The sequence below is a fragment of the Pustulibacterium marinum genome, from assembly GCF_900116665.1.
Classification (GTDB): Bacteria; Bacteroidota; Bacteroidia; order Flavobacteriales; family Flavobacteriaceae; genus Pustulibacterium; species Pustulibacterium marinum.
Window position 1 is genome coordinate 249,288 of sequence record NZ_FPBK01000004.1, and the last position, 11,237, is coordinate 260,524.

General features: G+C 35.4%; 6 protein-coding genes and 1 pseudogene. All 7 read right to left on the bottom strand.

All coding sequences use genetic code 11. The features are described from left to right. Window positions 1–36 precede the first annotated feature (36 nt). On the bottom strand, window positions 37–2,403 hold the full coding sequence (locus tag BM383_RS08315) for a multicopper oxidase domain-containing protein (protein WP_093024675.1): 2,367 nt from the start codon (window positions 2,401–2,403) through the stop codon (window positions 37–39). A gap of 7 nt (window positions 2,404–2,410) precedes the next feature. Continuing rightward, window positions 2,411–4,258, bottom strand: coding sequence for an efflux RND transporter periplasmic adaptor subunit (locus BM383_RS08320; protein ID WP_093024657.1), 1,848 nt, complete (start codon window positions 4,256–4,258; stop codon window positions 2,411–2,413). Window positions 4,259–4,262: 4 nt separating this feature from the next. Then, on the bottom strand, window positions 4,263–5,486 hold the full coding sequence (locus tag BM383_RS08325) for a TolC family protein (protein ID WP_093024658.1): 1,224 nt from the start codon (window positions 5,484–5,486) through the stop codon (window positions 4,263–4,265). Further along, window positions 5,486–9,325: an efflux RND transporter permease subunit gene (locus tag BM383_RS08330; protein ID WP_093024659.1), complete on the bottom strand. Its 3,840-nt coding sequence runs from the start codon at window positions 9,323–9,325 to the stop codon at window positions 5,486–5,488. Before BM383_RS08330 ends, BM383_RS08325 begins: the two co-directional genes overlap by 1 nt. A gap of 106 nt (window positions 9,326–9,431) precedes the next feature. Next, window positions 9,432–9,851: an HYC_CC_PP family protein gene (locus BM383_RS08335; protein ID WP_093024660.1), complete on the bottom strand. Its 420-nt coding sequence runs from the start codon at window positions 9,849–9,851 to the stop codon at window positions 9,432–9,434. A 694-nt stretch (window positions 9,852–10,545) separates the two neighbouring features. After that, the gene (locus BM383_RS08340; RefSeq protein ID WP_093024676.1) at window positions 10,546–11,010 is read right to left on the bottom strand and encodes a DUF305 domain-containing protein; all 465 of its coding nucleotides are present in this window, start codon (window positions 11,008–11,010) and stop codon (window positions 10,546–10,548) included. A 23-nt stretch (window positions 11,011–11,033) separates the two neighbouring features. Next, a pseudogene (locus BM383_RS08345) lies at window positions 11,034–11,237 on the bottom strand (DUF3347 domain-containing protein); the annotation flags it as partial.

An 11,237-nucleotide genomic window follows, 5' to 3' on the forward strand; every position in this document is an offset into this window, starting at 1 on the left:
GTTTTTGATTTAATTATTATTAATTCATCTTTTTGGTTAAAATCTTGCTATAAGTCCACCACCCCAGCCGTATCGGTTATTGTAGTTTGCTTGAATTGAAAAATTTCTAGAGAGGATGTAAGAAGCACCTACCAGCCACTGAGTTTCACCCTCATAGGATTTATCACCCAGGTTGTTCACCCATCCAAAATCGGCTCTGTATTCATATTCACCTTCCAGAAAAATTCTAGGAAAAATCAAGAACTCTCTGTCCAAACGTATTCTTGGGCGAAGCTGATGGTCCATACTCACATCTACATTGAACCTATATGGCGTAAAATATTTAACACCAACCAATCCTACAGTATTAAATGTATCATAAGAATTTGGTGTTGATGTTTCGGTATTAATACCTACGTAGAGACGTACCCAATCATTGAGATACCTATTATAATTTACTTCGGCTTCAAGGTTTTGGTCGTAATCGAACTCTGTTCTCAAACCAAATTCATTACGAATGTTGCTCGACATTAAAAAAAGTTCATTAAAGTTTGAACCTAAACGTGCTGCCCCCCAATAATAATAATGGTCCGTCTCGTCGATTAACTTTGTTACTGGATAATCCTTCATTCGTTCATCACTTGGTGTATCATAGCTAAACACGCGTGCCATACCTCCCATCATATGGTAGAGAATGTGGCAGTGGAAAAACCAATCGCCATATTCTTCGTTATAAAATTCAATGACCACTTTCTGCATTGGTGGTACATTTACGGTGTGCTTTAAGGGCGAACGTTCACCATTTTCATTAATCACCCTAAAATAATGACCGTGAAGATGCATAGGGTGGTGCATCATTGTTAGGTTGTTGAGTGTAATTCTTGTTACTTCTCCTCCTTTGATTTTTATTTTATCGGTTTCTGAAAGTGGCACACCATTTAAACTCCACACATAGCGTTGCATATTCCCCGTTAGATTCAACAATAAATCGTTTACTGGCAAATCAGACTTGTAGGCAGTATTTTCTTTCGCCTTTAGAAAATCATAATTGAAATAGGTTTTACGTGTATTGTAATCAAAAGCCGAAGTGTCTTTCTGCTTCATGGACATATTATGCCCCATATGGTTATCCATTTTATTGGTAGGCTCCATAGAACTCATTGACATAGAGTCCTTTTTCATTCCCATTGTATCATCCATCTTCATTTGGTCACTCATTTCACTGTCTTTCATTGACACCTTATTGTGCATCCCCATATTCATCTGACCATCCTTCATATCCATCTTCATTCCGTACTTCTGCATTAAATATTCGGGCGTGTTCTTCTTTTTATTTCCAGCCATTGCAGGTGCTCCCATCTTCATATCCATTTTACCCATTTGTTTCATCATCTCTACTTTATCAGGTCTGTCTATTCTTTTGGCAGGATAAAGAGTGCCATTACCCAAATGTATAGAGGTATGACCTGAACCGTCTTGAGCTGTTGCAGTAATTTCTATAATACCTTCGGGAATTGTGACAATAACATCGTAGGTTTCGGCAATGCCAAATAGAAATCGGCTTTTGGACACTGGTTGTACGTCAATACCATCACTGGAAACCACCATTGGGTTTCCACCACCAAAATCCATCCAATAATAAGTCGAGGCCGATGCGTTGATGAAGCGAAGACGTACTTTTTCACCTGCCTTGAATTCTGGATACTCCGCCAATTTTTTTCCGTTGGACAAAAATGCCGGATAGTAGATATCTGCAATGTCAGCACCTTCCATACGGTCTCTCCAAAATTTGAGTTGTGCCCCGAACGCTCCTTCCTTAATGACCCTGCTCAAGGGTACTGCGGTTCCTTTTTTGATTTGGTACCACTCATTGCCCCTTTTAAGATTCCGTAGTATGTTCATGGCTTTTTCGTTGGTCCAGTCAGACAAAACCACGACTAAATCCTTATCATATTGCAAGGTTTTTTCTTTTGGTTGAATAACAATAGAGCCGTATACCCCTTTTTGCTCTTGCAGCATTGTGTGTGAATGGTACCAAAATGTACCCGATTGATTAATTGGTATTCTGTACTGAAATGTAGTGCCGGGTTCAATGGGTGGTGTGGTTAAATAAGGAACACCGTCATAAAAATTAGGGAGTATCAATCCATGCCAATGCACAGAGGTTTCCACATCCATTTTATTGGTCACATTTATGATAGCAAGGTCACCCTCATTAAACTCTAAAACCGGTCCAGGAATACTACCATTGATGGTCATCGCCTTAGCAGTGACCCCACCTAATGTTATCTTGTTTTGCTCAATGGTCAAGTTATATTCCTTTATGGGCCGACCGTCTTCTTTTCTATCCTGTCCATTGGTTCCAACTTGAGCAAATGTATAGGTTGAATACAATAGTAATATTATTATTTTTAGTATTTTCATTCTTGTTTTAATGTATTTCATCTTTTACTTCTCCACAAGTAAGCATAGCCTTTCCTAAATAAGGATTTTTAATCTCTTTGGTAATACTCAACCAGTAAGCTCCTTTATTATTATCCGCCATCGGACAAAACTGTTCGTATACTTTTTGATTTACTCCAAAAAGCTTAATACCTTTTGATATTAGACCTGACATGTTTTTAAAATAATTTCGCTGTTTTTCCACATCTAAAGTTTCAGAAATAGCAGTAGCCGATTTGGAAATTTCTTTTGAAATGGTCATCCATTGATCATGTGCATTCTTATCTGTCAATTGTTTCATATCTACATTTCTCATTGCTAATGACATTTCTTTAGCATAGCCGCTAGCTTTACTACTATCATCATTAACCAAAGCATCTTTTAATTTTAAATAAGTATAGAAGACTTTTTTCAATTGAGTTCTAAACAACTCCGTGGTATTTATTCGTTCACTTATGCTGTTTTGATCTTTTTTATCTTCCCCTGTGGTTTTACTCATATTCATTTTTGAATGATCAACACCCTTTATTTCTTTACTTCCTCCCATATTCATTCCTCCATGGTTATGCCCCGTCATAGCCGGACCTCCCTCTGGATTCATCATACTAGGTTTCCCCTCTAATTGAGCAGCAGCATCGATACTAAAAGTGCCATTAACTGCTATTTCTTCTCCTTCTCGCAATCCGTCTTTTACAACAAAACTATTTCCCAAAGAAGGGCCTAGGATGACATCTCTTAACACAAAACTTACTTCTTTAGAGGATTCATTTTTAACATATACTACAGAACGTTCTCCTGTCCACATTACAGCAGATTTAGGAATTACAATAGCTTTAGAGGTAAGAGGTAGTTTTGCTTCTACAGTTCCAGAAGCAAACATTTCCGGCTTCAATCTGAAATCAACATTCTTTATTTCGATTCTTGCTTTAGCTACTCTTGTTTGAGGATTAATTACAGGATCTATATAAGCTATCTTACCTGTAAATGTTTCCCCAGGAAGTGACGGTACCGTAAAAGCTACTTCATCCCCTTTTTTGATCCAAGGCATGTCTGTTTCGTATATATCGAACAACCCCCAAACACTACTAAGATTAGCTATTTGATACAGAGCTTTTCCCTTATTAACATAATCTCCAAGGTTAACCATTTTTTGTGTAACATACCCAGATACATCTGAATGTATTGGTAATTGCTCACTAACAGTTCCTGATTGAAGTATTTGTGCAATTTGCTTATCAGATAGTTTCCAATTTCTTAATTTTTCCTTAGCAGCATTAAAAAATTGGGGTTGCGTTTCTACAACTTTTCGTGCCTCAAAAAGTTCTTCCTGAGCCGTTACCAAGTCAGGTGAATATATATAAGCAATAATCTGCCCTTTATTAATATATTCCCCTGTAAAATTAACCATTAACCTCTCTATTCGCCCAGGAATATGAGAAGACTGAGAGTAAACAGATCGCTCATCCGCTTCAATTTTTCCATTTAATTTAATTAGTTTAACTGGATTCGTTTTGCCTACAATTTCAGTTGAAACATTGGCTAGTTCTAAAGCAGTTTTTGACATACTAATAGCCATTGGATCCAAATCAGAATTACTGTTGCTTTCTAAAGGAATCAAATCCATTCCGCATATTGGGCAATTACCGGGTTCTTTTTGTCTAATTTGCGGATGCATAGAGCAGGTCCAAATAGTCTCTTCTGATACTTCAGAAGAATGATTATGGTGTTCTTCTTGCTTATTGGTAGTGGAACCTCCAAATAATAGCCATCCTAGCAAAAGACCTAAAACCATCATAGGTAAGGCTATTTTTATTATTTTTTTTGTTTCTGATTTCATTTGCTTATTGTTTTGCTGTGATATAATTTAATTTAGCCATTGCTATTTCATATTGTGTCAATGCACTTATTTTTAATTTATTATATTTTAACAATTGTTGCTGCATCCGTAATACTTCTTCGAAATCTTTTCCTGAATTTCCGTAAGCAGTGAATAATAAATTAAGTACTTGCTCTGATTCAATTATTTGTTCATCAAAGAGCGAGACCAAATCACTTTGCTGTTTTATGTCAAAAAGAGCCATTTCATAAGTCGACTTCAATGTATTTGATATTTCTGTTTTTTGCAGTATATAACTTTCTTGCATCAATTTAGCCTCCTTTGCAGCGGCCTTGTATTTACCTCTAAAAATAGGTAAGCTTACAGACAGCATTGGCATTAGTACATCTTTACCATTATCCGTAATGAACATATCTGTACGTTTATCTACCATAACGTAATCCAATCCAATCCCAATTTTTGGTAAACCTTGCTTAAAGGCAGCTCTCTCGGTTGCCTGTGCTGCCTTAACTTTTAAATCCATCGAATTCAAAAGAGGATGACTTACAAGTAACGAATCTTTGAGATAATCAATTTGCGGTATATTAATCTCGAAACTTTCTGAAATTTCTATTTTCTCAAATTCATTACGATTGAGCAGTTTATTGAAAGAAGCCTGAAGTGGAATTTCTTTTTTCTTCAGTATTCCTAAATTAGTTTGTGCTTCCTTTAAAAAAACATCTACTCTTAAAACATCAACCAATGTTCCTACCCCATTCTTAAACTTCGTATTAGAAATGGTTTTGTACGACTCTAAAATGGCGATGTTATCTTCTTCAATTTTCATCCATTTTTTGAGTTCATACAAAGGAAAATAAGCTGCTGACACCTCATAATAAAGTTTGTTTTTAGCATCCAAGAAAGACTGATATTTAGACTCTGCCATGAATACAGCAGCATCACCTTGAGCCTTTAATGTTCCAAACCAAGGAAACATTTGGGTTAATGAAATCTTAGCCTTCTGGGCACCCACTCTGGTTTCAACTGGAGAAATAAAATAGCCAAAGGATAAATTAGGGTCAGGCAACGAGCTTACCTGTGGCACTTTTTGCAACGCAGCTTCAAACTCCTTATACTGTGAAAGCAATCCTGGATTACTCTCAGCTGCTATTTTAAAGTATTCATCTAAAGTCTGACCATAAGATAGTAGACTCATGAAGATGAGTATGAACGTGATTACATTTTTCATTATACAATATTTTTTTTCAATTTTTTACTTTGCTTTCTTATAACTGTTTCCCTCCAATAAGCTTGAAGTACAGGTACTACAAACATGGTCATGATTTGAATAGTCATACCTCCAAATGTCGGAATAGCCATAGGGATCATGATATCTGCTCCTTTACCAGTTGAGGTTAGTACTGGTAAAAGTGCAATAATGGCTACTGCAGCTGTCATCATTGCAGGGCGTACTCTCTTTTTACCTGCTTCTAAAACTGCCGCTCTTACCTCTGGAATTGTATTTGGTTTTCGTTCTTCAAAAACTTGGTGAATATAAGTTCCCATGATAACACCATCATCAGTAGCTATTCCAAAAAGAGCAATAAAGCCAACCCAAACAGCTACACTTAAATTGATCGTATGCATTTGAAATAAATCTCTCATGTTAACTCCAGCAATGGCAAAATTCATGAACCAATCCTGACCATAAAGCCACAACATTATAAACCCTCCTGCAAAAGCAACAAACACTCCTGAAAAATGTATAGAGGAAGCAATCACTGTCTTAAACTGAAAAAACAATAACAAGAAAATAACAATCAAACTAATAGGAATTACAATAGCTAATCTTTTAACCGCTCTGATTTGATTTTCATAATTCCCTGAGAATTTATAGCTTACACCATCAGGAACTATTAATTCACCCGAATCTATTTTTCTTTGAATAGCATCCTGAGCATCATTTACAACATCAACCTCTGCAAAACTTTCTTGCTTATCGAAAAGGACATAGCCTACCAAAAAGGTATTCTCACTCTTGATGGCCTGCGGACCTCTTACATATTCAAAATCAACCAATTGAGACAATGGAATTTGAGCACCTACTGGTGTTGGAATTAATATCTTACTTAAAGACTCTGAATCATCTCTTAACTCTCGTGGATAACGCACTCTTACTGGAAATCGCTCACGACCTTCTACTGTAGAGGTAATTTCCATACCCCCAATGGCTGTTTCTATACTTTGTTGAACATCTTCAATGTTTAACCCATATCTAGATATTTCATCCCTATTAATATTAAGATGCAGATATGGTTTTCCTACTATTCTATCTGCAAATACAGCTTCTGATTTCACAGAAGGAACCTCTTTTAGAATATTTTCTAACTGCATACCGAAATTCTCAATTGTTTTTAAGTCAGGCCCAAAAACTTTAACACCCATGGGTGCCCGCATTCCGGTTTGTAACATCACTAATCGAGTTTCAATAGGTTGTAATCTTGGAGCAGATGTAATTCCCGGAATTTTAGTAACCTTTACTATCTCATCCCATATATCATTAGGTGATTTAATATTTGCTCTCCAATTACGGAAAAACTCACCATTATCATCTTCAATTAAATCAGCTTTTGTGATTCCTTGCTTTAAAGCTTCTTCATTGGTTAAGGCTTCTTTTTGTGTTGTTATGAATCGATCTTTCTTATCTACTTTAAAACGAATTCTATGTCCGTCTTCATTTAAAATAAATTCAGGCTTATAGTTGATTACGTTCTCATACATAGATATTGGTGCTGGATCTAGCGCTGATTCTACCCTACCTAATTTACCAACGACTAATTCTACTTCCGGAATATTCCCCAAAAGTTTATCCAACTGTCCTACCACATTTTTATTGTATTCAACCCCTGAATGTGGCATAGATGTTGGCATTAGTAAGAATGAACCTTCATTGAGTGAAGGCATAAATTCAGATCCTATTCCAGGGAATCTATTTGAAGCTGCTTGCCATCCTGAAGTTTGTCTAACATTTTTCCAACCTACAGATTCAAGACCTTTTGCGACAACACCAAAAGTGCTATCAAAGCCTATCCACACCACAATTCCAAAAAATAGAGTAACAAAAGGAATTAACATAAATTTGCCTTTATTTTCCAAGCACCATTTCAATACAGGTGTGTAGAGATGTACAATACCCATTAATATTATAAGGATAATACCTACCAAGAACAGAACAAAGAAGTAGTTGATTATAACACCATTTTGAAGACCTAATGGCATCCATTCTTTGGTTAAAAAGAATGATGCAATAAAGACTGTTAATCCTAAATTAATATAATTAGGGTATGTTTTGAATTTTTCCGGCCATTTAGGCTCAAACAGATTATTCAACCCAACAAGTGAAATAACAATCGGTAGCCACGTTTGAGTATAAAACACAAAAACAATTCCGGCTGTGACTAATAATATTGACCAAAATCTTCTTACTCGTTTCTTGTTATAATCTATACCCAATACAAAATGTGCCAATGCCGGTAGTATACTTATACCTAAGAAAAACGCACTCAATAAAGCAAAGGTTTTGGTAAAGGCCAAAGGTCTAAATAGCTTCCCTTCCGAAGATTGCATCGCAAAAACAGGTACAAAACTTACTACAGTAGTTGCTAATGCTGTAGTAATAGCGGAGGCAACTTCTACCGTAGCCGTATAAATTACTTGAATGAGTTCTTTGCCCTTAGCATTACGATTCTCTGGCATTTCCATATGCCGGATTATATTTTCAACAAAAACAATTCCTACATCCACCATCACTCCAATGGCTATTGCTATCCCTGACAGTGCTACTACATTTGCATCAACTCCTGCATATTGCATAACAACAAAGGTCATCAAGACGGCCACAGGTAATAAACTTGAAATAATAATGGAAGCTCTAAGATTAAGTACAAGTACTAATACGACAATAATACTAATAAGGATTTCATGAGACAAGGCACTTTCCAGTGTACCAATAGTCTCATGTATTAGTTGGGTACGATCATAAAAAGGTACAATTGTCAATTGGCTTTCAACCCCATTTGATAGTGTCTTTTTAGGTAATCCTGGAGCTATTTCCTTTATCTTTTCTTTTAAATTATTGATAACAGCTAAAGGATTTGATCCATATCTAGCTACGACAACGCCCCCAACAACTTCCGCACCTCCTTTATCAAGTGCTCCTCTACGAGTAGCAGGACCTAGGCTCACTATCCCAATATCCTTAATCCGTATCGGAACATTATCATGTACTGCTACTACTGCCTTTTCGATATCCTCCGTATTCTTTATATAACCTAGTCCTCTAACCAAATATTCCGCTTGATTGACTTCAATTGTTTTTGCCCCAACATCTCTATTTGATTTCTTTACAGCTTGCATTACCATATGTAAAGGAATATTGTAGGCTTTAAGAGCATCTGGATTAACATCAATTTGATATTCCTGTACAAAGCCACCTATAGAAGCAACCTCAGAAACTCCATCAACAGCATTGAGACCATATTTAACATAAAAATCCTGAGCAGTACGTATCTCATGTAAATCCCAACCACCTGTTGGGTTACCATCTTTATCCCTACCTTCAAGGGTATACCAGTATACTTGCCCTAATGCGGTAGCATCAGGCCCCAAAGTAGGAGTTACGCCATCCGGTAATAGACCTGATGGAAGTGAATTTAGTTTTTCAAGTATTCTAGATCGAGACCAATAAAATTCTACATCATCGTTAAAAATGATATAAATACTAGAGAATCCAAATATAGATGAACTACGAATTGTTTTAACACCAGGAATCCCTAGTAAATAAGTAGTCATTGGATATGAAATCTGATCTTCAATATCTTGTGGTGAGCGCCCAGTCCATTTTGTAAAAACAATTTGTTGATTTTCTCCTATATCAGGAATAGCATCTACGGGCACTGGGTCATTAGGTAAAAAACTGGTATTCCAGTTGAATGGGGACGTAATCACTCCCCAAGTAACCAAAGTAATTAAAACCAAAACGGTTACTAACTTGTTTTCCAAGAAGTATTTTATAAGTTTATTAAGCATTTAATTTGATAATTAAACAATTAGACATATGTTAGGTAAAAACCGAATACAGCGTATTATCCCTAAAGCAAAGCTTTAAAGCATAATAACATCTAAAGTTTAAAAATCAAATTAAGTATGTCTCGTCTATCTTAAAGAGACACCTTACAACATGGGGTGAATTATATTCTTCAAAGGAGACAATCTTCTTATCAAAACTTACAAGAGGATTTATGTATGTGTAGAAATAGGAAACAAGAAAAACTTGTTGATCAAAAGAAATTTTGTCAATAGAAAGTAATTGCAATTCATCTTGTCCGTTAACAACTAACTTTTCATTTCGACAGCAATCTTTTTTTATAAAACTACAATCTGCCGAACATGTCTTCTGCACTTCTTCTTTAGCGCAAGACTTAACATGTCCAAACATGGAGGAATCTACTAAAATATCACGACAAAAATGACTTTCAATAGCAAAAGAAAGAGTGGACACAAAAACTAAAAGTGCCATCAAACATGATACTATTTTGTAAAAAATCTTTTTCATCACAATAACAAAGGTATGACTTTTTTATTAAAGTTTAAGAAGTCAAGAAATATTTATTAATTATTTGCCAATAAATATTGTTACTTAACTTATCATATTTTATTTCAAATTCATTAATTCATATACAAAGTAAGGATATTGACCTATTAATATATATGATAAATATCATATTTACATAATTAATTATCCCCCAAAACGGCTTTCAAATGAACCTCGCCGCAGTAAGCTGCGAGGTATCTAAATCATTAAAACAATCTTAATTGACCTAAATGGATCTTTTCATTCTTTTTTTCTTTCCCTTAATTCCTAAATTTATATTTTATGACTTATTCATTAGCATATTGATCACTGTATTGACATAATAGCTATCTGACCAGAATTGTCAACCTCACAACTCTTCTCTAACCCTATATCGATAAAATATAGATTGTAACAATATTCAATCTCTGGACATACTCTTATAAAACTACTATTTAATTCATCCGTCAAAATTGAACCTTAATATTTTATCGGACAAACCAAATGATATAATAACAAATTTTTATTGTGTCTTTAATGGAAATAATCACTCATAAATCCAATATCCACTTTTCAAACTTTTCCTTTTTTACCCTGCAGCAAGCTACGAGGAATTCTTTAGATTAAAATTCCATCTGTCATAAGGTCTTATTTGCAATAAATTTTCTCCTTACTTTTATTCTTTCTCCTGCTCTAACCGGTACAATATTTTTTTCATTTGGGCTATTTCGCGTTCTTGTGCTTCAATAATTTCTTTCGCCAATTTCTTGGCTTCAGGATCTTCAATATCTGCTCGTTTGCTTGTCATTATAGCAATAGAGTGGTGTGGTATCATCGCTTTCATCCATAGTACATCGTTCACGGGTTTTTGTGCTCGAACCATATACAAGGCGCCTATAAACAATACCAAACTACCTCCATAAATAGCTAAGTTTTTCTTTGTATTCTTGTACATTCCTAGCATTAGGGTAAGCATTATAACCGCCATACAAGCTATTCCCAAGCACGTCATATACAGTCGGGTTAAACTGAAGTATACATGATCTAACTCATATGCATTCAAATACATAGTAATGTACATGGCTATGAACGAACATAACAACATTAATAAAAATTTACCGTAGTTTCCTCCTTTTTTCATTTTGCTGATTTTTTTTAGTTGACTTATTTTTCTTTTGCAATAGTTTTCACCACTTTTCCACATTTAGGCATTTCATCTCCAAAATACGGATTGATATCATTGGTTACATCGGCATACCAGTCGGCTCCTTCATTATTAAAAGCCATAGGGCAATGCTTTAAATAGATAGTTCCGGCAGAAAGTGCATCTTCAAACATGGGACCGATAGCTGCTGTTAACTCCGAAAA

Bases quoted from the DNA above. Each gene is read 5' to 3' on its own strand.
- BM383_RS08315 (WP_093024675.1), bottom strand. From the start codon at position 2,403: ATGAAAATACTAAAAATAATAATATTACTATTGTATTCAACCTATACA.
- BM383_RS08320 (WP_093024657.1), bottom strand. From the start codon at position 4,258: ATGAAATCAGAAACAAAAAAAATAATAAAAATAGCCTTACCTATGATG.
- BM383_RS08325 (WP_093024658.1), bottom strand. From the start codon at position 5,486: ATGAAAAATGTAATCACGTTCATACTCATCTTCATGAGTCTACTATCT.
- BM383_RS08330 (WP_093024659.1), bottom strand. From the start codon at position 9,325: ATGCTTAATAAACTTATAAAATACTTCTTGGAAAACAAGTTAGTAACC.
- BM383_RS08335 (WP_093024660.1), bottom strand. From the start codon at position 9,851: ATGAAAAAGATTTTTTACAAAATAGTATCATGTTTGATGGCACTTTTA.
- BM383_RS08340 (WP_093024676.1), bottom strand. From the start codon at position 11,010: ATGAAAAAAGGAGGAAACTACGGTAAATTTTTATTAATGTTGTTATGT.